The sequence below is a fragment of the Amedibacillus sp. YH-ame10 genome, assembly GCF_053848885.1.
On record NZ_JBSPFA010000001.1, the window covers coordinates 155,944 to 178,939 of the forward strand.

The 22,996-nt window shown below is 34.3% G+C and carries 27 protein-coding genes, 1 pseudogene and 1 riboswitch; of the genes and pseudogenes, 6 read left to right on the forward strand and 22 right to left on the reverse strand.

The window, feature by feature from the left end; genetic code table 11:
• Window positions 1-91 precede the first annotated feature (91 nt).
• The 5 genes from ACWG42_RS00785 to ACWG42_RS00805 all read right to left on the reverse strand — a co-directional run bounded on the left by ACWG42_RS00785 (window position 92) and on the right by ACWG42_RS00805 (window position 5,286).
• Window positions 92-1,987, reverse strand: coding sequence for an extracellular solute-binding protein (locus ACWG42_RS00785; protein WP_455789544.1), 1,896 nt, complete (start codon window positions 1,985-1,987; stop codon window positions 92-94).
• Window positions 1,984-2,832 (reverse strand): ABC transporter permease, encoded by an 849-nt coding sequence (locus ACWG42_RS00790; protein WP_455789545.1) that lies wholly within the window; start codon window positions 2,830-2,832, stop codon window positions 1,984-1,986. Before ACWG42_RS00790 ends, ACWG42_RS00785 begins: the two co-directional genes overlap by 4 nt.
• A gap of 2 nt (window positions 2,833-2,834) precedes the next feature.
• Complete coding sequence (locus tag ACWG42_RS00795) at window positions 2,835-4,412, reverse strand: ABC transporter ATP-binding protein (protein ID WP_455789546.1); 1,578 nt, start codon at window positions 4,410-4,412, stop codon at window positions 2,835-2,837.
• A gap of 11 nt (window positions 4,413-4,423) precedes the next feature.
• Complete coding sequence (locus ACWG42_RS00800; RefSeq protein WP_455789547.1) at window positions 4,424-4,957, reverse strand: helix-turn-helix domain-containing protein; 534 nt, start codon at window positions 4,955-4,957, stop codon at window positions 4,424-4,426.
• Between the two features lie 164 nt (window positions 4,958-5,121).
• Window positions 5,122-5,286 carry a hypothetical protein gene (locus ACWG42_RS00805; protein WP_455789548.1) on the reverse strand — a complete coding sequence of 55 codons (165 nt, stop codon included), beginning with the start codon at window positions 5,284-5,286 and terminating at the stop codon, window positions 5,122-5,124.
• A gap of 125 nt (window positions 5,287-5,411) precedes the next feature.
• On the opposite strand from ACWG42_RS00805, the gene ACWG42_RS00810 reads away from it, so the two are divergent.
• A complete protein-coding gene (locus tag ACWG42_RS00810; RefSeq protein WP_455789549.1) occupies window positions 5,412-5,747 on the forward strand; it encodes a helix-turn-helix domain-containing protein in 336 nt (111 codons plus the stop codon).
• 203 nt (window positions 5,748-5,950) lie between these two features.
• Here ACWG42_RS00810 and ACWG42_RS00815 read toward each other — a convergent pair whose 3' ends face one another.
• The 3 genes from ACWG42_RS00815 to ACWG42_RS00825 form a co-directional block, all read right to left on the reverse strand.
• The gene (locus ACWG42_RS00815; protein ID WP_455789550.1) at window positions 5,951-6,355 is read right to left on the reverse strand and encodes a winged helix-turn-helix transcriptional regulator; all 405 of its coding nucleotides are present in this window, start codon (window positions 6,353-6,355) and stop codon (window positions 5,951-5,953) included.
• 345 nt (window positions 6,356-6,700) lie between these two features.
• Window positions 6,701-7,441, reverse strand: coding sequence for an esterase family protein (locus ACWG42_RS00820; RefSeq protein WP_455789551.1), 741 nt, complete (start codon window positions 7,439-7,441; stop codon window positions 6,701-6,703).
• Window positions 7,442-7,703: 262 nt separating this feature from the next.
• Complete coding sequence (locus ACWG42_RS00825; protein WP_455789552.1) at window positions 7,704-9,014, reverse strand: polysaccharide deacetylase family protein; 1,311 nt, start codon at window positions 9,012-9,014, stop codon at window positions 7,704-7,706.
• Between the two features lie 124 nt (window positions 9,015-9,138).
• Between ACWG42_RS00825 and typA the strand changes: the two genes are divergently transcribed.
• Window positions 9,139-10,974: a translational GTPase TypA gene (typA, locus tag ACWG42_RS00830; protein WP_455789553.1), complete on the forward strand. Its 1,836-nt coding sequence runs from the start codon at window positions 9,139-9,141 to the stop codon at window positions 10,972-10,974.
• Between the two features lie 40 nt (window positions 10,975-11,014).
• Here typA and ACWG42_RS00835 read toward each other — a convergent pair whose 3' ends face one another.
• From ACWG42_RS00835 to ACWG42_RS00850, 4 genes are all read right to left on the reverse strand, one after another.
• Entirely contained in the window at window positions 11,015-11,407 is a 393-nt protein-coding gene (locus ACWG42_RS00835) for a hypothetical protein (protein WP_455789554.1), read from the reverse strand.
• Between the two features lie 89 nt (window positions 11,408-11,496).
• On the reverse strand, window positions 11,497-11,799 hold the full coding sequence (locus tag ACWG42_RS00840; protein ID WP_455789555.1) for a DUF1648 domain-containing protein: 303 nt from the start codon (window positions 11,797-11,799) through the stop codon (window positions 11,497-11,499).
• On the reverse strand, window positions 11,780-12,361 hold the full coding sequence (locus ACWG42_RS00845; protein WP_455789557.1) for an SdpI family protein: 582 nt from the start codon (window positions 12,359-12,361) through the stop codon (window positions 11,780-11,782). Before ACWG42_RS00845 ends, ACWG42_RS00840 begins: the two co-directional genes overlap by 20 nt.
• Before the next feature lie 52 nt (window positions 12,362-12,413).
• Window positions 12,414-12,716, reverse strand: a complete 303-nt coding sequence (locus ACWG42_RS00850; RefSeq protein WP_455789558.1) for an autorepressor SdpR family transcription factor — start codon at window positions 12,714-12,716, stop codon at window positions 12,414-12,416.
• 107 nt (window positions 12,717-12,823) lie between these two features.
• On the opposite strand from ACWG42_RS00850, the gene ACWG42_RS00855 reads away from it, so the two are divergent.
• Complete coding sequence (locus ACWG42_RS00855) at window positions 12,824-13,210, forward strand: DUF3795 domain-containing protein (RefSeq protein WP_455789560.1); 387 nt, start codon at window positions 12,824-12,826, stop codon at window positions 13,208-13,210.
• 47 nt (window positions 13,211-13,257) lie between these two features.
• Window positions 13,258-13,375: riboswitch (FMN riboswitch) on the forward strand.
• Window positions 13,376-13,465: 90 nt separating this feature from the next.
• Window positions 13,466-14,080: an ECF transporter S component gene (locus ACWG42_RS00860; RefSeq protein ID WP_455789561.1), complete on the forward strand. Its 615-nt coding sequence runs from the start codon at window positions 13,466-13,468 to the stop codon at window positions 14,078-14,080.
• A 47-nt stretch (window positions 14,081-14,127) separates the two neighbouring features.
• On the opposite strand, the gene ACWG42_RS00865 is transcribed toward ACWG42_RS00860, so the two are convergent.
• The 10 genes from ACWG42_RS00865 to ACWG42_RS00910 all read right to left on the reverse strand — a co-directional run bounded on the left by ACWG42_RS00865 (window position 14,128) and on the right by ACWG42_RS00910 (window position 21,992).
• On the reverse strand, window positions 14,128-14,529 hold the full coding sequence (locus ACWG42_RS00865) for an iron chaperone (RefSeq protein ID WP_455789562.1): 402 nt from the start codon (window positions 14,527-14,529) through the stop codon (window positions 14,128-14,130).
• 254 nt (window positions 14,530-14,783) lie between these two features.
• Complete coding sequence (gene rlmD, locus ACWG42_RS00870; protein WP_455789564.1) at window positions 14,784-16,142, reverse strand: 23S rRNA (uracil(1939)-C(5))-methyltransferase RlmD; 1,359 nt, start codon at window positions 16,140-16,142, stop codon at window positions 14,784-14,786.
• A complete protein-coding gene (locus ACWG42_RS00875) occupies window positions 16,136-16,750 on the reverse strand; it encodes an HAD family hydrolase (protein ID WP_455789565.1) in 615 nt (204 codons plus the stop codon). The genes rlmD and ACWG42_RS00875 overlap by 7 nt, the downstream gene beginning before the upstream one ends.
• A 66-nt stretch (window positions 16,751-16,816) precedes the next feature.
• Window positions 16,817-17,215 (reverse strand): DUF2752 domain-containing protein, encoded by a 399-nt coding sequence (locus ACWG42_RS00880; protein ID WP_455789566.1) that lies wholly within the window; start codon window positions 17,213-17,215, stop codon window positions 16,817-16,819.
• Between the two features lie 4 nt (window positions 17,216-17,219).
• On the reverse strand, window positions 17,220-17,552 hold the full coding sequence (locus ACWG42_RS00885) for a DUF4234 domain-containing protein (RefSeq protein ID WP_455789567.1): 333 nt from the start codon (window positions 17,550-17,552) through the stop codon (window positions 17,220-17,222).
• 161 nt (window positions 17,553-17,713) lie between these two features.
• Window positions 17,714-19,651 carry a molecular chaperone HtpG gene (gene htpG, locus ACWG42_RS00890; RefSeq protein WP_455789569.1) on the reverse strand — a complete coding sequence of 646 codons (1,938 nt, stop codon included), beginning with the start codon at window positions 19,649-19,651 and terminating at the stop codon, window positions 17,714-17,716.
• 115 nt (window positions 19,652-19,766) lie between these two features.
• Window positions 19,767-20,699 carry an AEC family transporter gene (locus ACWG42_RS00895; RefSeq protein WP_455789570.1) on the reverse strand — a complete coding sequence of 311 codons (933 nt, stop codon included), beginning with the start codon at window positions 20,697-20,699 and terminating at the stop codon, window positions 19,767-19,769.
• Window positions 20,692-21,072: a VOC family protein gene (locus tag ACWG42_RS00900; RefSeq protein ID WP_455789571.1), complete on the reverse strand. Its 381-nt coding sequence runs from the start codon at window positions 21,070-21,072 to the stop codon at window positions 20,692-20,694. The genes ACWG42_RS00895 and ACWG42_RS00900 overlap by 8 nt, the downstream gene beginning before the upstream one ends.
• Window positions 21,053-21,556 (reverse strand): YbhB/YbcL family Raf kinase inhibitor-like protein, encoded by a 504-nt coding sequence (locus tag ACWG42_RS00905; protein ID WP_455789572.1) that lies wholly within the window; start codon window positions 21,554-21,556, stop codon window positions 21,053-21,055. Before ACWG42_RS00905 ends, ACWG42_RS00900 begins: the two co-directional genes overlap by 20 nt.
• Before the next feature lie 76 nt (window positions 21,557-21,632).
• Window positions 21,633-21,992: a winged helix-turn-helix transcriptional regulator gene (locus ACWG42_RS00910; RefSeq protein WP_455789574.1), complete on the reverse strand. Its 360-nt coding sequence runs from the start codon at window positions 21,990-21,992 to the stop codon at window positions 21,633-21,635.
• Between the two features lie 109 nt (window positions 21,993-22,101).
• Between ACWG42_RS00910 and ACWG42_RS00915 the strand changes: the two genes are divergently transcribed.
• Both ACWG42_RS00915 and ACWG42_RS00920 read left to right on the forward strand, forming a co-directional pair.
• Window positions 22,102-22,233, forward strand: a complete 132-nt coding sequence (locus ACWG42_RS00915) for a hypothetical protein (protein WP_455789575.1) — start codon at window positions 22,102-22,104, stop codon at window positions 22,231-22,233.
• 12 nt (window positions 22,234-22,245) lie between these two features.
• Window positions 22,246-22,941 (forward strand): annotated as a pseudogene (locus ACWG42_RS00920) (carbon-nitrogen hydrolase family protein); the annotation flags it as partial.
• Window positions 22,942-22,996 lie beyond the last annotated feature (55 nt).

A 22,996-nucleotide genomic window follows, 5' to 3' on the forward strand; every position in this document is an offset into this window, starting at 1 on the left:
AAAATCATCAATACAACCATAAACACAATGACTAGAATCACCAAGAAACGCTTGTTCCATAATTTGATTTGTTTATTGATAAAACTCACCTCTATTTCGCGATTTTCACTTTCACCCAATAATCAGAAATGATTTTCTTTGTGACATCATTGTACTCAAAGATTTCATCCTTCTTATAACCTACTCGTGGTAAATATGCATTATTTCCATCAAATTCTCCATCAGGAGCACTGACTTCCTCAAGAACTTCTTCATTCATTGATGCATATCCAACAAACAATGTATTCTTCATACTTTGTTCATAATCTAATACAAAGTTAATGTATTCATTTGCTAGTTTTGGATTTTTCGCATCTTTTGGAATGACCATAGCATCGCTCCACAGATTGGTTCCCTGTTTTGGTGCGTAATAATCCATATCTTCATTTTCCGATAAGATATAGGCCGCATCTCCACTATATACCAATGCCATATCTTTATTACCATTTACCATGGAATCGATAACTTCATCCGTAACGATTTCAGGACTCATGGTTTTTACGACATTGCTTAACCATTCATAAGCTTCTTCTAATTCCTTAGGATTTTCTGTATTCATAGAATAACCCAATGCTTTTAATGCCATCATAAAGGAATCACGTTCTGAATCATACATATAAATTTTTCCCTTATACTTTGTATTTTGGAAGATATTCCATCCTTGTTTTTCTAGGTCTGCTTTATCCACGTTATGCTTATTGTAGACTATACCAACACTTCCCCAGAAATATGGAACACTATACGTATTCTTTGGATCATATGCAAGATTTTTTACACGTTCACTTAAATTCGTAATATTGGGAATACGTTTTTTATCAAGTGGTTGTAGCTTATCTTCTAGAAGTAAACGTTCAATCATATAATCACTAGGCACAAGGATATCATAAGATTCTCCACCTTGTAGTTTCGTATACATTAATTCATTAGAATCAAATGTATCGTATATGATTTTTACTCCAAATTGTTTTTCAAATGCAGTATTGATGTCTGGATCAATATATTCTCCAACATTATAAACCTTTAAAACATCACTTCCATATTTTGCGATTGCATCTTCTGGAGATGATTGTGATACACCACCTTTTAAGGCAAACAACATTCCACCAATGACTAGAGTGAAACACAATCCAACAATACCAAATGCTTTATTGGAGATAGGTTTGTTTTTCTTTTTGGCTTTATCTCGTACAAGCGGTAAGATATTCACAAAGATTAACGTAATGGTAATCATGAGTACGATAATAGTTGATAAAGAGTTGATACTTGGATTGATACGTTTACTCATTGTCCACACAAGTGTAGAGATATTTTTTACACCATTTCCACTCACAAAATAGGAAATCGTAAAGTCATCAAACGACATCGTAAAAGCAATCAATGCGCCAGATACAATCCCTGGCATAATTTGTGGTACGATGACTTTCCACATTGCTTGTGATGGCTTAGCACCTAAATCCATGGCTGCTTCCGCTAAGTTTGGATCAAGACTTCTAAGCTTTGGCATAACGCTTAGGATTACATAAGGAATACAAAAGGCGATATGTGCCAACAACATGGTAAGAAAACCTTTTTCAATACGAAGCGATACATAGAACAACATCAATCCTACTGCCGTAACAATTTCAGGATTCATGATTGGTAAATTGTTTATTTGTGATACTACTTCACGTACCACACGACGTGATCTAGATAAACCAATGGCGGTAATCGTACCCACTATCGTTGAAACAAACGTCGCAATAACCGCTGTTACTAACGTATAATAAATTGCCTCCATCATATTTCGATCACTAAACATCTTGTGATACCACTGTAGCGAGAACCCATCAAAGCTCGTCAAAGAACGAGAACCATTGAAAGAAAATATTAACATATATAAAATAGGAAAATAGAAGAATAAGAAGATGAGTCCAAGAATCAATCTTTTCGCAAGTTTATTTGATATCATGAGCCACTTCCTCCTTCTTTGGAGTGTGAAGCGTCGTCTCCTTTATCCAATCTTCTCGTCACATACATACTAATCATAATAATAACTGCCATAATCATAGAAATCGCACTACCAAAGTTCCATTCTCCAACGGTAATGAACTGGTTCTCTATGATATTACCAATCATCATAAAGCCTCCACCACCCATTAACTTAGGAATTACGAAACTCGATACTGCTGGTAAGAATACCAACGTGATACCAGATATTACCCCTGGTAACGATAAGGGAAGTGTCACATGACGAAAGCGTTGGAAACGACTAGCCCCTAGATCATTCGCTGCCTCTAATAAAGAATTGTCCATTTTTGCTAAGGAAGAATCAATTTGTAAAATCATAAATGGTACAAAGTTGTACACCATTCCAAGAATGACCGCAAACTCAGTATACAATAATTTCACATGACCCAATCCAACAAGTGACAACAGAGTATTGATGAGTCCATTATCGGATAAAATTCCAATCCATGCGTACGTACGAACCAACATATTAATCCACATTGGTAGAGTAACTAATAAAATCAATAAATTTCTTTGTTTTGATTTTGCGATGACATACGCTACTGGATAACCTATTAGAATACATAGGATGGTCGTAATAAACGCAATGCGCAAAGATACCCATAGGGTTTTTAAGAATGCGGCATCGGTAAAAAACTTTGTAAAGTTGTTGAATGTAAATTGTAGGGTAGCGACGCTGTTTCCCTGTTTTGTTAAAGCATATACAATAATTAACAACATAGGAAGAACAATCATCGCGACCATCCATATAATGTATGGATACGTTAATCGCTTAAATGTCTTCATGATTAGTAACCCATCTTACTCATGACATGAATATCTTCTGGTTGAAAGCTAAGCCCTACTTCGCTACCTTCACTCGCAATATCCGTTGTATGAATCTTAAATTCACGTCCTTGTGTAGAGAACGTAACCTTATAGGTTCCTGTACGAATGTTATCTGGATCAAAATCATAATCCACATCGGAAATTTCCACAACACTTTCATCACTTAACTTCCAACTCTGTGCATTCGCCCAAGTTTTCAAGTCTGTATCAATCGCAGAACTTTCTTTGATTTCATCCACGGTTTTAAAGAAGTTAAATGCAGAGATAGCCTCGTTTGCTTTAGGATTTTCTACATATTCTTGTTGTACAACAAAGACATTGATGGTAACACTAGTTCCTGAATTTGTAGAGAATGTCACTGGATAAGTACCAATTTCTTCTTGAATATCGTATTCCATTTTAGAAATAGAAATATATTCATCATCTTCAGGACTCCATGCTTGTGCATCCGCACGTGCAATAATTTCCGCATCATTTAATTCTTTGATATCTTCAATATCTACGAAGAAGTCATTGGCAGATATTTTTTCCTTCTTATTATCGGAGATAACATCATGTTCTTTCGATACGTTCATACGTACCGTTACGGTTGTCCCTGGCACTGTTTCTACCATGATTTCATAATGAACACCCTTAAATAGAACAGATTTTACAAGTCCATTCATTTTTCCATCCGCTACTTTTACAATATCTAAATCTTCAGGACGCAGTACAACATCCACAGCTTCATTTTTCTTAAATCCAAAATCCACGCATTCAAATGTAATATCATCAAATTGAACCTTATAATCATCTAACATAGTTGCAGGAATGATATTAGACTCCCCTATAAAATTCGCTACATAGCGATTTTGTGGTTCGTTATATATATCTGTAGGAGAACCAACTTGTTGGATTTCTCCATCTTTCATAACCACAATCTTATCAGACATTGTCAATGCCTCTTCTTGATCATGTGTTACATAAATAAAGGTAATCCCTACTTCTTGTTGAATCTTTTTCAATTCATATTGCATCTCTTTACGAAGTTTTAAATCTAGAGCTCCTAAAGGTTCATCCAACAATAATATCTTAGGTTCATTAACAAGTGCACGTGCAATCGCAATACGTTGTTGTTGTCCACCAGATAATAATGTAACATCTCTTTTTTCAAAGCCTTCTAATCCGATTAGTTTTAACATCTTCAATACTTTTTGTTCGATAACGTCTTTACTCATCTTCTTGATTTTTAAACCGAATGCGATATTGTCATATACATTCATATGAGGAAATAACGCATACTTTTGAAATACGGTATTCAACTCTCTTTTATAAGGAGGAACTTGTGAAATATCTTCTCCCTCAAACAGAACTTTCCCTTCACTCTGTATCAAAAATCCCGCAAGAATTCTTAATAAGGTTGTTTTACCACATCCACTTGGTCCTAGTAAAGTTACGAATTCATTTTCATGAATATCCAAATTTATTCCTTTTAGTACCAACTGTCCATCAAACTCTTTTACTATATTTTTAAATTGAATCAACTTTTTCTCTTCCATTTAAGTTCCTCCTAAAATAATGGTGGCGTAGTGATCCATAATACTTTCGCATCCACTTTGCCAACATTCTTTAAATAATGACGATATTTCCCATTGATATAAAACGTTTCTCCCTTTTTTACTGGAAGTTCTTGTTCTCCATTTACAAGGGTAATTCGCCCCTCTAAAACAAAGCCAAACTCTTCTCCATCATGGGGATCAATTTCTTTGGATTGCCCATGGGAATAAATATCTAAAACAATGGGTTCCATTTCATTCTTTTGTGCATTTGGGACAATCCAATGAATACAATATTCATCATGCTCATCCACAAAATAATCTTCCTTTTTAAAGACGACTTTTGACTCTTTACTTTCCTTAAAAAAAGACGCAAGGTCAGTGCCTAGCGCCTCTAAAATATCCTCCAATGTAGAAACAGAGGGGGAGGTAAGATTCCTTTCTAATTGGGATAAAAACCCCTTAGTAAGTTCACTTCTAGACGCTAATTCTTCCAACGTAAGATTATTTTGTATACGTAGTTGCTTTATCCTTTGACCGATGTCCATACATACCTCCCTTTTCTGTTTAGTATCACTAAACTTTTCGTATGATATTTGAAACAGAAAGATTATATCATGCTTCTATAGATTTTCAAGTAGATTTGATAAAATATTCGATATATTAAACAAAAAGTTTCATACAAGAAAAAAAATGAGCATGAATATGCCCATTATCTTCCTGGTTTTATATGCTCATCTTCATCAAACATATAGTGTACTATCTTATACACTTCATCGATTCCTTCTTCATCAATCCATGATAATAAAAGGTCCAAATCTTCTCTTGTGGTACAACATGTATCCAACATGTAAATTAGTTTTTGTTCATTACTCATTGTCTTCCCTCATTATACATAAAAATACTATTGTTATTGGTGTAATAATATTTTACCATTTTTATTGGTATTCTGCCAAGTTTTTCCATTTCTCATTTATACTTAGTACAGGAAGAGGTGTTGTCGTGATAAATATAGGTGGTATCATACGGGCACAAATGGTACGAAAGAAACTGCATCAAAAAGACCTGGCGGAACAATTAAACTTGGATCAAAGAACAATATCCAGTTATTGTACAAATAAATCTTTCCCAGATTTAGACACTTTATCCGCATTATGCAGAATATTAGATATAGATATCCGTTTTATATTAGATATCAAAGAAAAGAATTGTGCGCATTTGTTAGCACAGGATGATAAAGAATATAAGCTGTTAGAAGGCTTTCGTTCGATTCCTGAAGAACAGAAAAAGGAATTTCTTGAGAGCTTTTTAGGTCTAACAAACCTCTTAAAAGATTAAATCACATATTTTCCCACAATTTACTTATCTTTTTCCTTTATCTTTTTGGTATAATACTATGTAGGCAAAGATATTCTTCGCCTGATAGAAAATAACCCCCTAATTATTTTCTATACATTCTATCCCCTTAATAATTTAGTATCAAGAAAAAAAGCGTATCCCTAGCGCTTTTTTTCTGTTTATAGAGATTATTTAGAAATGAACTATACAGAACATGGCACGAGTTCATCTTCAACCAAGTCCACTCGTTCAATATACCCTTCTTCCATTAAGTACTCATTCATTCCATAATCCATCATAATTTCAATTCCCACATTCATCATCTTGCGAAGACATTTCAATAACTGTGCTCCACGATTGGTTAGTGCGTATTCAATGATTTGTTGTGGCTTTCTTTTCACATGCACCACTCTACTCACCAATCCTAATTCTATTAACTCATTCAGTTCCTCAAAGATAATTTGAGAATCTAGTGAGGGAATGTTATGAACAAGAGAAGATAACTCTTGTTTTTTCTTTTCCATTTCCCATAAAATAAGTGCCTTCACACGTTGTTGTGTGACATCAATGGCCAATACTAACGGATCTCGATACGTCTTTACTTTCATAGATAGCATTCCCTTCTTTTTATTATCCTTATCGTAACAAAATCAATGAATTTCATCAATACATTGAGAAGAAGTTGCGTTTTTTTCTATTTTCTTGAAATAAATATGCATTCTCGAGGTTTTCATGAATGAAAAAGTTGGCTAAGGGGTGCCAACTTTTTCAAAATTATTTAAGGGGATAGAAAATTGTATGAATTATCATTAGGGAGAATGATGAGTACATACGGACAAGGCATTGTTCCTTGCCTGTATATAGTATAGTAAATCAGTGTAAGAAAAAAATGTTTGAAATTCGTGAAAATGTGTGAACTCAAAAGTCAAAGAAAAAGCCCTGCATTTGCAGAGCTATACCATAAATTGTAAGAAATAATCCAACTGTTTTTTCCACCAATACCAATCATGAGATACATCATATCCCCAATAATCAATCCAAACATCTACTTGTTTGTTTTGGAAGATTTGTTCCATCTGTTTTAAACTAGCTTCCATTTCTTGTTCCCAAGCACCTCTTCCACAACACAATGCAATTTCAGCACTATGGTAATACTCCATATATGGATGATCTTGTTGCATATTTGGAAGATAATCAGATGGTGAATTTTGATAAGTTAACTCATCGTGATAATCTTTGAAAAAGAAATCTGCGTGATAAATTCCACTCATGCCAAGTACGCGTTGGAATATATCTGGTCTTCTTAATAGAAAATTTAGCGCGTGCATAGCTCCCATGCTACAACCACATGTCATAATTCCATGTTCCTTATGTCCATTGATATCATAGATTAACGGTACTAACTCATCAACGATATAATGATACCAGCGTTCGTGTTGTTCCATACGTTCACGTGGATTCCCCGCTTCATTTGACCAAGTTTCCGCATCAATACTATCGCAACAAAAAAATTGGATTCTTCCAGATTCGATATAATCTTTTGCAGCATCAATCATCCCAAAATTTTCAAAATCATAAAAATGTCCATCTTGTGCTGGAAACACTAAACAAGGTATCCCACTTTCCCCATACACCTTAAATTGCATTTCACGATTTAGTTCATGGCTGAACTCTTTGTAGTATTCCACTTTCATAAAACCATCCTCCTCTTTTCTTCATGTGCCAATGCCTCTCCCAGACTTACACATTTTACTTCCTGGCTAATATAAACTTGTACTACATAAACTAAAAAATAAACTTATATGCTACTCCTATTATACCACTTAATGAAACGTATGTAAAAATAAATAAAAATTTTCACTTTGTTTCATGATAAAAGTATTGCCCATATTCACAATACTTTTATCAGAAGATATCTTTTTGTTTTTTTCAAATTCAAACGCAATAAAAATATATCTATTTCACTAAATTAGGATGATAGGTATACAACTCGGATACGGTCACAAGTTGATATCCGGCCTCTTTCAATTTTGGAATTATAATAGTTGCGGCTTGTGCACTTGATGCATATAAATCATGCATTAAGATGACATCTCCATCCTTTACAGTATTCATGACATTATCTACTACCGTTTTTGCGTTTTTACTAGCCCAGTCTCTAGTATCCAAGGTCCACGCTACTACTCTTTTATCATGAGCGCAACTGATAACAGTATCATTTTTACTTCCATACGGAGGACGCACAAGCACTGGATAGCGGTGTGTAATTTCATAGATTGTTTCCTGTGTAACATCAATTTCTTCTTCTATTTTTTCTTTAGATAATGTGGTTAATTGCTTGTGAGAATACGTATGATTTCCTATTTCATTCCCCTCAAGTACCATTCGTTGTAATAAATCAGGCGCGTTATTAGCACGACTTCCCAATATAAAGAAAGTTGCACTTGCATTGTTTTCCTTTAAAGCATCCAATATCGCAGTTGTGTATCTTCTTGTTGGTCCATCATCAAAGGTAAGTGCCACCATAGGTTTATTAGGATCAATCACTTTCACAGGTTCATTTAAAATATCCGGATATGGAACGAATGTTGGTACTGTTTCATTCTTTAAATCCACGGCATCATCAATATCTTGATATCCAACTTCAAAGGTAGCGCTATTTTCAAATAGCTTCCCTTCTTCAAAATAGAATACAATACGATCCTTCTTTAATACAAAGGTATCAAAATTATCTTCAATTGCGGATATATGAGAACGAAATACATCATTATCACATTCTTGAGGAAAGCGTTCCTCGAAATAAGACTTCGCCATAGCGGACAACGCTTGCATCTTATCCTCATTATAAATATCGTACAAATGCAAGAATTCATCTTTTTGTTGATCGAATACAATCGTTTCTATATATTCATGATTCTGATAGATGGATTCAAATATTATAAGTTTTATCGAGATATAACGATTCGCTTTTACATACGATTCATACGATACATTAAATTCTGCTTTTCTATCTTCCTTAAAATTCTTTACTTGTTTATGAAAGCTTTTACGATATGTCTCAATACTTGCTTGGATTTTCTTATCCAACTTCGTTATATTCGTTTTTGGATACTGGATACTTTCTAAGTATTTTTCTTCATATTTTAGTTGCTGTATGTTCTCTCCTATTTCCTGTTTTTGGTTTCGATTCGTTTTTATGGTATTAGAAGAGCAACCAAGCAATAATGCGAAACATAAGAAAGGGCATACAAGTTTTAACAATTTCATTACTTTATCACCTACTTTCTCTAGTATATTGAAATAAGGGTGAAAATAATGCATTATTATGCGAAAAAAATTGTAATTGTTGCGGTTTCGGTATATTATTATAAGGTTAAAAGGTGGAATAAAAATGAGTGAAAAAGAAAAAATTATAAATATCGCCGTCATTGCCCACGTTGATGCAGGAAAATCTACACTAGTAGATGCCTTCTTACGTCAAAGTGATGTGTTCCGTAGCAACGAAGAAGTCGTTGACTGCGTGATGGATAGCAATGATCTGGAAAGAGAACGTGGAATCACGATCTATTCCAAAAACTGCAGTGTCATCCATGATGGTGTAAAAATCAATATTGTGGATACGCCAGGCCATGCCGACTTCTCTAGTGAAGTAGAGCGTATCATCAAAACCGTAGATACGGTTATCTTATTGGTAGATTCAAGTGAAGGTCCAATGCCTCAGACACGCTTTGTATTAAGTAAGTCTTTGGAGTTAGGACTTCGTCCAATCTTGTTAATTAACAAGATTGATAAGAAAGATGCACGTCCTCAAGAAGTTGTGGATGAAGTCTATGAACTATTCTTAGACTTAAACGCAAGTGATGAACAATTGGATTTCCCAATCCTTTATGGTATCGCAAAACAAGGTATTGTACAATACGATGTAGAAACACCTAGTGATTCTATTGAACCATTGTTTAAGACAATCTTGAACCATTGTGATGTATATCCAGATTTGGATGATGAACCATTACAAGTACAAGTATCTGCACTTGCTTATGATGAATATATCGGTCGTTTAGGAATTGGTAGAATTTATCAAGGTGTGTTACGTGCACAACAAAGCATTGTGGTATGTGATTCCTTTGGAAACAAACGTAATGCTAATACAACACAAATCTTTGTATATCGTGGAATGAATAGAGTTTCTGTAAAAGAAGCACATGCTGGTGATATCATCGTTGTGGCTGGTATCTCTGATATTTCTATAGGAGAGACTTTATGTTTGAAAGACCATGAGCTTCCATTGCCTGGTATCCATATTGAAGAGCCTACATTAAGTATGAACTTCATCGTTAATAAATCTCCATTTGCAGGATTGAGTGGAAAATTCGTAACCAGCCGTAATCTAAAAGATCGTTTGGAAAAAGAATTAGAAGTCAATGTTGGATTGAAAGTAGAACCAACGGATAGCGGAGATTGTTTCAAAGTCAGTGGACGTGGAGAACTTCACATCTCTGTACTATTAGAACAAATGCGCCGTGAAGGTTATGAAGTTGCTGTATCAAAACCAGAAGTTATCTTACATAAAGATAAAGATGGACATACTGTAGAACCAGTAGAAGAAGTTGTCGCAATTGCCCCTGAAGAATACTCAGGATCAATTATTAACAAATTGAATCTACGTAAAGGTACAATGATTGATATGGTAGAAGAAAATGGTTACTGCCGTATTACATATGAAGCACCAACTCGTGGATTGTTAGGATACCGTAGTGAATTCATCAATGATACACGTGGTGAAGGTACATTAGTTCGTAGAATCAATGGATATACAGAATACAAAGGTGATATCCAACAACGTGCAAATGGGGCTATGGTTTCTACTGAAACTGGTGGAGCTATGACATATGCATTATGGAACCTACAAGAAAGAGGTACCCTATTCATCACTCCTCAAACAGAAGTTTACCAAGGAATGATCATCGGTGTATCCGCACGTACAGTTGACTTAGATGTCAATCCATTAAAGAACAAAAAGCTTACCGCAATTCGTTCTTCTGGAAATGACGAAGCAATGCGTTTAACGCCACCTAAGTTGATGACTCTTGAAGAAGCATTAGAATGGATCAATGATGATGAGTTAGTTGAAATCACACCAGATATGATTCGTCTTCGTAAAAAAGGTTTAACACCTCAAGAAAGACGTCAATATTTCCGTGATCGTGTTTCCACAGACGAAATCTAAAGATAAATAAAAGGATATGTTCTCCCAAGAACATATCCTTTTATGTGCGTTTATCAAACTTTGTCTTACATTTTGGACAAGTGATTGTAATTTCACCTTTCCCTTTTGGAACACGCAGTTCCTGTTTACAACTTGGACATTTATAATATTTATAGAATTTACGATCACGAAATCTTTTCTTTAAAGAGCGAAAACGACTTGTAATTGGAAACACCAAACGTAAAAATTTTGTATTTTCCGCAGATCTTTTATACGTCTTTCTGCTTAGAATTCGAAACCAACACCAAAACATTAGAATCAAAGATAAATATGTTAGGATCGGTAATCGTAAGAATGAAGACACAATGGTGATCACCAAGTATAATGCTAATAGAAAAAAAGATAACTGATCAGGACCGTATCTCCCTCTCATAAAATTTTGTAACCATCTCATGATAAAATCTCCTTCCATCGGGACTCATTATATCACTTCAATTAAGGAAATTCCATGAGATACGCAAATTTAAGATAGTTTCACACAATCTACCTAAGAAATGCAGTATACACTAAAAAAGCTATATTTAAAATATTGAGTAACCATGATAATAATACAACACGTAGATCCAATCCACTTCCCTTTTGGTATCCTCTACAAATAACAAACCCAATTGCTGGAATTAGCCATACACCAAGATATTTATTCATACTCCAATTCACACTTCCATCTCCCGCAAACTGCATCGGCATATCCATAGGCAAATAAAACAATAAGATGAGAGTGGAGACAAGGCTAATTACAAAAGGTAGAAACACCATAAATTTCATATCATAAAGCCTGTTTTTCATTGTTTTTTCTCCTTTGATCAAAACGATAAGATAAAAGTCCAGGTATAAAACACCATAACAATACTCCCATCGCCATACATTCTTTACTATCTAAAAAGTATCCAACCATCATAACAAGCAAACATGGAATTGTACAGTATCCAACCATACGATGCGCATATCGCCAAGTATGCTCATTTTGTAAAGTCCATGGCAATCGCAATCCTAATGTTCTATTATAGCCAATCTTAGGTGAAAGATTTCCAAGTACGCCTACCAACAAAATCAAAAACAAATAAGAATTTCGATCTTCATTCATAGAAGTAGGAGCAATGAAGTAGCTATAACAATACACCACAACCACTATCAACATCGAAAAAGCTGACAAGTAACGATACGTCTTCCATTTTGGGCTTCCTTTTTCATAATTTGAAAAAACATCCGCATGATGAAACAGATACCATTGAATCAATAACACCATACCAACAAAAACATAACGAAGCAAATCAAAATAATTAGAAAGTACGCCAAGTACAATCATCACAACTGTGCAAACATTTAATACACTTCTATTCTTCTTCATAACCATTTCCCCTCGCTCTCATACACTCTTGCGTAAAGAACATAAATACAAACTATAACTTTTCATTTTGTTGTTTAAGTTCTACAGCCTCACTCTTGGTATGTTCAAAAAAACTTAAAAAATCTTGCAGTGTATTTTGTAAGGCTGTTGTATTAATCGAATATACAACAAATTGACCACGTTTTACACAGTCTATTAAATCTGCATTTTTTAATATATCTAAATGTTTGGATATGGCAGGTTTGGACATCTCAAATTCTTTTGAAATATCTCCCGCTGATAGATCCTGTGCTCTTAGAAGTTGTAAAATCTTTCTTCTTGTTGGATCTGATAAAGCCTTAAATACATCTGACATGAAATCGCCTCCTATCAGTATTTAACTATTTAGTTAAATATATTATATAACTTTCCAATACAAAGTCAATATATTCTTATGTTATAATGACAACAGGAAGTGATAAAATGAAACCTAACCAAGATACCGCTGCCATATGTGGATTGTTTTGCGGAACTTGTCCTTGTTATCCAACAAGCTGTCATGGATGTTTATCCGCCCATGTTAGAGGAGACTGTGAAACATGCGCCAATGGCTTTCGTGCTTGTGCAAAACACCATCGAGTAACACGTTGTAGTGAATGTGCAGATATGCCTTGTGAACGCCTTTTGAACTTTAAAAAGTGTCATTATCAAAATGGTATTGGTCACCACGAAGAAGTAATTCATGATCTTACTTTGATGAAAAGCATCGGTATAGATGCATGGGTGCATCAAAAAACGATAGAACACACTTGTCCTCATTGTGGAAAGCTTATATATTGGTATGACAAAAACAAACATACTTGTAAATAAATCATCTGCGTTGACAAGAAAATAAATTCCTGTTATGATATCCGTGACAAAAACTTCAGGGTCGGGTGAAATTCCCAATCGGCGGTAAACCCCGCGAGCCATGTATGGCAGGAACCGAGTGTAATTCCGGTGGCGACAGTAAAGTCTGGATGAAAGAAGTGTATTTTTTTATGTAATTCCCTAAAGGTTTTGTTGAAAGACCTTTTTTTGTTATAAAAAAGGATATGTGAACGATATGTAGAGGAGGAAAATATCATGTCAGCATATGTTTCAACAAAAAACCGCATGAACATTCATGCAATTACCAAAATCAGTATTCTAGGAGCTTTATCCTTTATTCTGATGATGTTCGAGTTTCCATTACCAATCGCACCAACGTTTTACCAATTAGACTTCAGTGAAGTCGTAGTACTCATTGGTGGATTTGCATTGGGACCATGGGCTGCTGTTTGCATTGAAGGACTTAAGGTTATTTTAAATCTAATGATCAACGGTACTATTACCGCAGGAGTTGGTGAATTTGCGAACTTTCTAATTGGATGTTCCCTTGTTTTACCAGCTGTCATTATCTATCAAAAAGACAAAAGCAAAAAACATGCTCTCATTGGTTTATGCTTAGGTGTTGTTCTTATGACCATCGTCGGTGCTATCTTGAATTATTTTGTATTGATTCCAGCATATACAATGTTCGCAAAAATTCCATTAGATGTCATATTGACAATGGGAAAAGCAGTAAACTCTAACATAGATGGTTTGTTTGCGCTCATTATGATTTGTGTAGTCCCTTTTAATTTGATCAAAGGAATTATGGTCAGTGCTGTGGTGTTTTTAGGATATAAGAAAGTATCACCACTATTGAAAAGAATATAAACCCTCGTTTCACCCAATAAAACAAGAAAAGTGCCCCTCGGCACTTTTTATTTTGCTTCCTTCTTTTTCTTTGACTTCTTAGCTTCCTCTCTTTCTATTGCATATTGCTCATTTTCCTTCATACGAAATTCCACAATCTCCTTAATAAGTGAGATAGGAATATCTTTTTTATCATCTAAATGGATCGATCCTTTTGTACATACAAAATCTTTTAAACAATCTTGAAACATGCTCACACCAGTATTCGCAGGATAAAAGCCAATATGATGTTTTGCCTTCGCAAAATGAACCAGATTAAAACCACAATATACAAACGTTGGCATTTTCCAGCTCATTCTCTCCTCTGCTTCAGGGCAAACTTCTTTGATAGTTGCATATAGAAGTTGCATACGTTTCGCATCTTCCTGTGAAAACTGAGCAATATATTCACTGATTGTATTTATCTCCATAGAAACTCTCCTTTATAATGTTTCGTATATACAAGAAATTCCATTAAATTATTTCCTATATCTGAACTGCAAAGTGAATTTGTAAGTTACTTTCTATAAAGCCTATAGCCTAACTACCAAAAAGTTTTCCAAAATAGTTAAATGCTTCTGGTAATACTATATTTTTACTTTCACCTGCTAATGCTTCAAAAAAATCCTGCATTGCTAATTCCTCCAGTATAAATATGTTCTATTACAAATTCTAATTTCTGCCTTCATTGCTTTCTCACTAATTTCACGATGGATTCAACATGTTCCGTAAAGGGAAACATGTCCACAAGTTGCATAGTCCCTTCTGTTTGATATCCCATCTTTTGAAAAAGTTTTATATCTTGAATTTGCGTTTCAGGGTTACAAGAAATATATAATACTTCTTTTACTTTTAACATTGCCACACTTTGAATAAATGCCTCACTGCTCCCACTTCTTGGAGGATCCATAATAACAACATCTAACTTCTCTCTCTTAGCTGCCATCTTTTGCATATACTTCCCCGCATCATCGCATTGGAAATGTATATTATGAATTGCATTCAGTTTTGCATTTACTTTCGCATCTGCTACAGCATCCTTATTAATTTCGACACCAATCACTTCTTTTGCGAATTGAGATGCATACATGCCAATCGTTCCGATCCCACAATACGCATCTAATACTTTCTCATTTCCTTGTAGATGCAAACGTTCGATGGCCATTTTGTAAAGAACTTCGGTTTGTTCATGATTGATTTGATAAAATGATTTTGCGGAAATACGATAGGTACAACCACATAAGGTATCCTCTATATACCCTTGTCCATAAAGTACGCGTTCTTCATTTCCAAGCACAACACTTGTTTTTCTAGAGTTTACATTTTGAATAATGGTGGTAATTTCTGGATGCTCCTTAAGTAAAGCTTGTATGAAATTCTTACGTGCTGGAAACACGTTGGATTGAACAACTAAAACTACCATAATTTGTTTACTTACTTTTCCATAACGAATCAACACATGTCTTAACATACCACTTCGTTTGTCTTCATTATATAATTCCACTCGAAATTTCTCTAACAAGCGAGTGATCGTCTGTATAATTTCATCACATATGGATGGGTGTAAATGACAATCTTTATACGGTATAATTCTATGAGAAAATTCTTCGTAGAATCCTGCCTGTATATGACGTTGCTTATCTTTTTGAAAGCCTACAATGATTTTATTACGATAATGGTAAGGATCTTTCATAGTACAAACATCTTCTACCTTGATAGATAGTTTTGCCTTCTTACAAAGCTCTTCAATCATGTTCTTTTTATACTTGCTTTGTACATCTTTTTTCATATGCATCAAATGGCAACTACCACAGCGTTCATAAATTCCACATTCTGGTTTCACTCGATCTTTCGAGGGTTTTATCATTTGTTTAATTTGTGCAACATATCCTTTTTGAATACGTTTCTTGATAATCGCTGAAACTTCTTCATTTACAAATACATTTCGTAATAAGACATAATCTTTCCCTTGTACAAGAACACCATTCCCAAATTCATCTATATATTTAATAGTACCTTTTACAATCTGTCCTTCTTTTAACATAGTTTTAAACTCCCAATTATTTCTTCTGCTTTCTTTTTTGCATCTTCTAAATTTTCAAATAATACTCCATGCACTTTCAATTGATTCGCTTGTTCGATATTAGGTAAGTTATCGTCAAAAAATATCGTTTCTTCAGGAATCAAAGAATATGTATCAAATAAAGCTTGATAAATCTTTACATCTGGTTTATTTACTTTATATGCATAAGATAGAATTTCTCCATCCACAATTTCAAAAAAAGGCATACATCCCTTCAAATAATCTGCAGAATCTTTACTTATATTAGAGAGTAAATACAAATGAAATCCTCTTGTCTTTAGTTCCTTCATATAGGCAAACGTTTCCGGCATAAATTTCATAAGAGGAAGCCAGTGTTGTAATATGTAGGAGATATCTTCATATTGTATAGGATATGCTTCTTGGTAGATTTCATGGAGCTCATCCATAGTTTTTAACCCTTGATCATACCATCCCCAAGCATCATGTGAAAACACCTGATGACAGAGCTGTTTTGTCTTTTCTTCATCTTTAAAATGGGGTAAAAAGTGAGCCATTGGATGAAATGTAACCAATACATTTCCAATGTCAAATACGATATTTTTAATCATTTAACGCACATCCTATCTATAGGTATATTATACATGATGAAGCTCTATATAAAAAGAAAATTCCACCTAGAATAGATGGAATAGCTTTACGAAGATTGCCTGTTCATTAAATTGCATAGGCATATTTGGAAATACCGTAATCATACGTACTACATAGATACCAATAAACACAATCAAGAATACCGTAGTAGCACTCTTAAAGGCAATGGTTTGTTTCATATCTGCTTTATATTTATAAAACAGAAAAGCGCATATACCTGCGTATATTAGGAAAAACAACCAAGCTGGATGATAATACGTCGCAGTCTCTATATTGCCTCTTAAAAGCCAATATAAAGCAGTAAACATATTACAGCCAGGACAAGGTATTCCAAACATATGTTCAATGGGACAGGCATTTCCAATAAAGAATAATAGAATGAAAATCCCAATACCTAATGCAATACGATCACGATACTTCTTCATAACACTAATAAGAACTTTGACGATCGATTAAGTTATTGATACTGCTTTGTAAAATAACCAATGATATGATTTGAAAACCAAGAACGGCTAAAATTACATTGATGATGGAGTTATCTTCTCCTCCAAGATTTACGAGTTTCTTAGAATACTTCCAATAACAGTAAATTCCCCAAAGACCACATGTAATGATCGTAAGAAGCAAATCTGTACCTGCTGTATCGTTCTCTTTACTAGCATAGTTGATATCCGACATTACTTGGTAAAAATATACTAATTGCATAATACCACAAGTAATAATGGATAATATAACCATACTTACAAGACTACGTTTTCTCATATTAAATCCTCCCTTTTTCTAACTAACATAGTACCATACACTATGTTATTTGCCTAGCAAAAATTCCCCTCTTATGAACTTTTTATTTTTTTGTTCCTGTATTATAGAAAATAACTTGCAAAAGAAAAGACACATGTTGTTTCATATGTCCTTTGCTCTTTTTATTTACTTGCGCGAATCATAAATTCACAGATTTTCTTAGAAAATTCTGTTGGACTTTCAATTGGGAACCCTTCGATCAACAACGCTTGATCATATAATAAGTCTGCATAATCTTTTACAGCATCCTTATCTTGAGCATAAACTTTTTGTAATGCTTTGAAGATTTCATGATCTGGATTAATTTCCAAAATACGAGTCGCTTTCATACCATATGGATTTGCATCTGGCATTGCGCTCAATACCTTTTCCATTTCAAAAGACATTCCCTCTTCACTACTCAAGCACACAGGATCATCAATCAAACGAGAGGATACTTTTACTTCTTTAACTTTATCACCTAATGCTTCTTTGATACCAGTTAACATATCCTTGTTTTCTTCACTTTTCTTTTCTAATTCTTTCTTTTCTTCTTCACTGCTTAAATCCAAATCACCTTGTGAGATATTTTTGAATTTCTTTTCTTTATAAGCACCTAGAATTTGCAATGCGAATTCATCTACGTTATCTGTTAGATATAAGATTTCATAACCTTTTTCTTTTACTTTCTTAACTTGTGGCAATTGGTTAATCGCATCAATTTTCTCTCCACTCATAAAGTAAATAGAATCTTGTCCTTCTTCCATACGATTGATATATTCATCAAGTGTTACAAGTTTCTCTTCTTTTGAAGAATAGAACAACAACAAGTCTTCTAACAATTCCTTATTGGCACCGAAATCGTTGTATACACCGAATTTAATCTGTAATCCAAAATTCTTCCAGAACGTTTCATATTCTTCACGTTCGTTCTTTAACATCAACAACAATTCTGATTTTACTTTCTTTTCAATACGATTTGCAATAACTTTTAATTGACGATCGTGTTGTAACATTTCACGAGAAATGTTCAATGAAAGATCTTGAGAATCAACCAATCCCTTAACAAATCGGAAGTGTTCTGGAATCAACTCTTCTGCATTGTCCATAATGAACACACCACGGCTATATAACTGAAGACCTTTTTTGTAATCTTGTTGGTAGTAATTGTAAGGAGCCTTACCAGGAATAAATAATAGTGTTGAAAAAGATACCGCACCTTCTACACTAGTATGAATGACTTTTTGTGGTTCGTGGAAGTCATTGAATTTATCTTGATAGAACTCATTGTATTCTTCCTTCGTAATATCAGATTTACTACGTTTCCATAAAGGAATCATAGAGTTTAAAGTTTTTAATTCATGAACAGTTTCATATTTTGGTTCTTCATTTTCTTTTTCATCTTCATTTTCAACTTCGATACGTTTTTGTTCTTCTACCATCATCTCAATTGGGAATCGGATATAGTCAGAGTACTTCTTAATCAAACGTTCAATTTCATATTGCTGTAAATACTCATCGTAGTTTTCATCTTCACTATTGTCTTTTAAATACAATGTGATAGTTGTACCATGTTCTTCTTTGGTAGTTTCTTCAATACTGTATCCATCTACTGCGTTGCTACTCCAGATATATGCTTTTTCTTCTCCATACTTTTTGGTATGCACTTCTACACGAGAAGCTACCATGAATGCAGAATAAAATCCAACACCGAATTGTCCAATGATATCTACAGCTTCATCTTTTGCGTCTTCCTCATTTAAGCCTTCTTTAAAAGCTAAAGAACCACTCTTCGCAATGGTACCAAGGTTTTCCTCTAACTCTTCTTTTGTCATACCAATCCCATTATCGCTAATGGTTAATGCACGGTTCTCTTTATCTACATCTAAATGAATCTTAAACTCACTACGATTAATTCCACTGATGTTATTAGATAAGGCTTCATAATATAGCTTATCAATTGCATCACTTGCATTGGAAATTAATTCACGTAAGAAAATTTCCTTATGCGTATAAATAGAATTGATCATTAGATCCAAAAGTCGTTTCGATTCTGCTTTAAACTGTTTGTTTTTTGCCATGTTCGCAACCTCCTATTAGCACTCTTTATATAAGTCTGCTAATAGTATAAAACATTATTTTAGCACTGTCAACATTATAGTGCTAAAAAGAATAAAAAAGTATAAGAGAAAAATCTCATACTCCTATCATTCTCATAAAACTAATCCATAAGAATAAAGACAGAATACTAAATAGCGTTGTAAACACAACGATTTGTCCTGCTAATTCGTGATCCATATTCATACTTTGTGCCATTGTAAAACTTGACACTGCCGTTGGACTTGCACTCATCGCTAGTAAAGCAATCAATGCTTCTTGTCGAAATCCAAACCACCATGCAAGTCCTACCACACATCCCGGTAAGATCAAAAGTTTTCCAATACTTACAAGCATCAATACATGAAGATTATGACGAACCTTAGCACATACAAAACTAGCCCCTAGTAGAAATAAGGCAAGTGGCGTTGCACTACTTGCAATCATTTGTACGCTAACTTCTATGGGTTTCAACAACTTTACATTGCATACGACGCATATAAAAGCACATACTGCCCCAATAATCAAAGGATTGCTACATGTCTTCTTCAATAAGGTCATTCCACTACATTTGCTATTTCCATACCCTTGTAAAACAAGAATTGATAAAACATTGTACAAAGGTATTATAAACGCAATTAATATAGCAGTCGTACCTGCATGTTGTTCACCAAAGAAAGAAATGGTTAATGGTAGTCCAAACAAAATGAAATTGCTACGAAACGTTCCTTGTACAACGACACCTTTACGAATATTTTCCATAGATGTACGCTGTATCAACCATAAAACAAGTAGAAAAGATAGGAGCACTACACCCAACGCAAATAGAATCAACTTCCACGATATGTTTTCCCACGAGCTATGATACACGCTTGAAAATAAAGACATTGGTAAAAACAAATAAAAACAAACCTGATTCATCTGTCGTACACTTGTCTCTTGTATCCAACGAAGCCTTTGTGCTAAAAAACCTAACATCAACATCGCACATAAAGGAAACACAGTTTCAAATGCAAATAGAAAGCTATTCATAACTACAGAATTCTAATAAATTCTGATCCGGATCACGCACATAAAAGGAATGCATCTCCCCCAATACTCCATGTTTTATTCCTATTTCAGAAGTCTTTATCCCCTGTTTATCCAACGCATGTATCATTTCATCTAAAGAGCCCTCAATTTCAAAACATAAATCCAATGTTCCAGGTTTTGCAAGATATGCATTGGGCTTTAACTCTTGTCCTTCTATATGCACATTCAATTTAAAATCTCCAGCATATAAGGCAAAACGCTTATCTTCCTCTACAGCTTTAAATCCCAACATTCTATAAAAGCCAAGACATTCTTCTACATGTTTGCTTGTTAACACTACATGATCAATCTTCTTAATTTTCGTATACTCCATATAAAACACCTTCTTCTAGGATATGTCCCTTCATCTTATGAAACATTTCATTCATATAGAATCCATTTTCTAATTGCAACAATGTATCCAATGCATAAACATGAAGTTCATATTCATGCGGCGCATTTGGTGGTGCCATACCTCCATAATAACGCGACAATTCTTTCGATTGTTCTCCTCCTTGTATACTTGTCCAACTATTGAGTCCTTGCACAAAATCTAGCGCACTTTGACTTTCATTTTCCATCATCTCTGTTCGAGTGATATTTGCCGCAACCCAATGTGTCCATACAAAACCACCAGATACTGGAATCGCATCTTTATCTTCTAATACAATCGCAAAACTTTTTGTTTCTGCTGGTGCTCCTTCGATTTTAAAAGGCAAAGAGTATGTTGGCATTCCATTTTCGTTAAACTGTGTGCCTCTTTTCCCATACACATTCTCGATCTTACCATTTATTATTCCTGTACTTGTTATGTCCATATAAAAATCCTCCTCGTTCTACCTATAGTGTAAACAAGGAGGATAACTTTGTAAATTACCCACTTTTTTGTGTGTATCAAAGAACCCCTTTTTCTTCTAATACATCTTCCATACCGTGGGTCTTCATATAATGTATTCCAATCCTTTGAAGAATACTCAGTGCTTGTAACATCTCATTTCCTAATTCCGGAGTAAGAAAATATTCCACACGTAAAGGATATCCTTCGTATACTTCTTTATCTACTATGGAAAAAGCCATCAGTTCTTTTAACTGTTCCAACAACATCTTCTGCGATATTCCTTCGATATCATGTTCTAGCTTAGACAAGGAAGTTGGTCCTAATCGTAAACGCCATACGATGATTGGTTTCCATTTCCCTTTCATCATATCATGTGTTAACTCCAAGGGACACGTATATACATCTCGTAATTTCATAAAACCACGACCTCTCTTATTGAATACAGTATATCATTCCTATTGCGCAAGTAAAACTCTTTTACTACTAGGTAGTTGAAAATTATGTTACTATGAATATGGTGATATTATGAAAAACTTTAAAATAGGTGTTGCTCAACTTTTATCAGAAAATGGAAACTTAGAAGGAAATACAAACAAAGCTCTTTTCTATATGGAACAAGCTGCCAAGGAACAGGTAGATTTACTTCTTTTCCCATAATGCTTTTTAACTGGTTATCATTTCCCTATTTCTACTTATGAAGCTCTAGAAGAAGATTCTTGTTATATACAGCGTATTCGTACCAAAGCGAAAGAACTTTCCATCAGTGTTGTGATTACGACGTTTACAAAAGGAATAAAGAAACCTAGAAACACTGCATTTATAATTGATTCTAAGGGAGATATTCTATTACGTTATGATAAAGTTCATACGTGTGATTTTGCGGATGAGAAAATGATAGAAAATGGAACTTCCTTTCCTGTATGTACATTAAATAATATACAACTGGGAGTGATGATATGTTATGATCGGGAATATCCTGAAAGTGCTCGAGAATTGATGCTAAACGGTGCAGAGATTATAATAGTACCAAACAATTGTGGATCTATGAAACCTCGCCTATGTGCACTACAAACACGTGCATACGAGAACATGACAGGAATTGTGATGGCAAATGCGCCAGGGAACAATGCTGGAAATTCTTGTGCATATTCTCCTATTGCTTGGGACAGGGATGGAAATTGTTTAGATATGGAAATGATGATGGCAGACGATATGAGTGAAGACGTATATTATGTAACATATGATATGGAACAATTACGCTTTTATCGTGAACATGAAATGATGGGAAATACCTTTCGAAAATGCATCGCATATAAAAACTTACAAAATGAGGAAGTAAAAAAACCCTTCCTACGTCATATATAAAGTCCTCCTACATATTCTAAAATGAATGAAATAGTTGCCTATGTGTAGATTCTCG

Bases quoted from the DNA above. Each gene is read 5' to 3' on its own strand.
- ACWG42_RS00785 (WP_455789544.1), bottom strand. From the start codon at position 1,987: ATGATATCAAATAAACTTGCGAAAAGATTGATTCTTGGACTCATCTTC.
- ACWG42_RS00790 (WP_455789545.1), bottom strand. From the start codon at position 2,832: ATGAAGACATTTAAGCGATTAACGTATCCATACATTATATGGATGGTC.
- ACWG42_RS00795 (WP_455789546.1), bottom strand. From the start codon at position 4,412: ATGGAAGAGAAAAAGTTGATTCAATTTAAAAATATAGTAAAAGAGTTT.
- ACWG42_RS00800 (WP_455789547.1), bottom strand. From the start codon at position 4,957: ATGGACATCGGTCAAAGGATAAAGCAACTACGTATACAAAATAATCTT.
- ACWG42_RS00805 (WP_455789548.1), bottom strand. From the start codon at position 5,286: ATGAGTAATGAACAAAAACTAATTTACATGTTGGATACATGTTGTACC.
- ACWG42_RS00815 (WP_455789550.1), bottom strand. From the start codon at position 6,355: ATGAAAGTAAAGACGTATCGAGATCCGTTAGTATTGGCCATTGATGTC.
- ACWG42_RS00820 (WP_455789551.1), bottom strand. From the start codon at position 7,441: ATGAAAGTGGAATACTACAAAGAGTTCAGCCATGAACTAAATCGTGAA.
- ACWG42_RS00825 (WP_455789552.1), bottom strand. From the start codon at position 9,014: ATGAAATTGTTAAAACTTGTATGCCCTTTCTTATGTTTCGCATTATTG.
- typA (WP_455789553.1), top strand. From the start codon at position 9,139: ATGAGTGAAAAAGAAAAAATTATAAATATCGCCGTCATTGCCCACGTT.
- ACWG42_RS00835 (WP_455789554.1), bottom strand. From the start codon at position 11,407: ATGAGATGGTTACAAAATTTTATGAGAGGGAGATACGGTCCTGATCAG.
- ACWG42_RS00840 (WP_455789555.1), bottom strand. From the start codon at position 11,799: ATGAAAAACAGGCTTTATGATATGAAATTTATGGTGTTTCTACCTTTT.
- ACWG42_RS00845 (WP_455789557.1), bottom strand. From the start codon at position 12,361: ATGAAGAAGAATAGAAGTGTATTAAATGTTTGCACAGTTGTGATGATT.
- ACWG42_RS00850 (WP_455789558.1), bottom strand. From the start codon at position 12,716: ATGTCAGATGTATTTAAGGCTTTATCAGATCCAACAAGAAGAAAGATT.
- ACWG42_RS00855 (WP_455789560.1), top strand. From the start codon at position 12,824: ATGAAACCTAACCAAGATACCGCTGCCATATGTGGATTGTTTTGCGGA.
- ACWG42_RS00860 (WP_455789561.1), top strand. From the start codon at position 13,466: ATGTCAGCATATGTTTCAACAAAAAACCGCATGAACATTCATGCAATT.
- ACWG42_RS00865 (WP_455789562.1), bottom strand. From the start codon at position 14,529: ATGGAGATAAATACAATCAGTGAATATATTGCTCAGTTTTCACAGGAA.
- rlmD (WP_455789564.1), bottom strand. From the start codon at position 16,142: ATGTTAAAAGAAGGACAGATTGTAAAAGGTACTATTAAATATATAGAT.
- ACWG42_RS00875 (WP_455789565.1), bottom strand. From the start codon at position 16,750: ATGATTAAAAATATCGTATTTGACATTGGAAATGTATTGGTTACATTT.
- ACWG42_RS00880 (WP_455789566.1), bottom strand. From the start codon at position 17,215: ATGAAGAAGTATCGTGATCGTATTGCATTAGGTATTGGGATTTTCATT.
- ACWG42_RS00885 (WP_455789567.1), bottom strand. From the start codon at position 17,552: ATGAGAAAACGTAGTCTTGTAAGTATGGTTATATTATCCATTATTACT.
- htpG (WP_455789569.1), bottom strand. From the start codon at position 19,651: ATGGCAAAAAACAAACAGTTTAAAGCAGAATCGAAACGACTTTTGGAT.
- ACWG42_RS00895 (WP_455789570.1), bottom strand. From the start codon at position 20,699: ATGAATAGCTTTCTATTTGCATTTGAAACTGTGTTTCCTTTATGTGCG.
- ACWG42_RS00900 (WP_455789571.1), bottom strand. From the start codon at position 21,072: ATGGAGTATACGAAAATTAAGAAGATTGATCATGTAGTGTTAACAAGC.
- ACWG42_RS00905 (WP_455789572.1), bottom strand. From the start codon at position 21,556: ATGGACATAACAAGTACAGGAATAATAAATGGTAAGATCGAGAATGTG.
- ACWG42_RS00910 (WP_455789574.1), bottom strand. From the start codon at position 21,992: ATGAAATTACGAGATGTATATACGTGTCCCTTGGAGTTAACACATGAT.
- ACWG42_RS00915 (WP_455789575.1), top strand. From the start codon at position 22,102: ATGAAAAACTTTAAAATAGGTGTTGCTCAACTTTTATCAGAAAATGGA.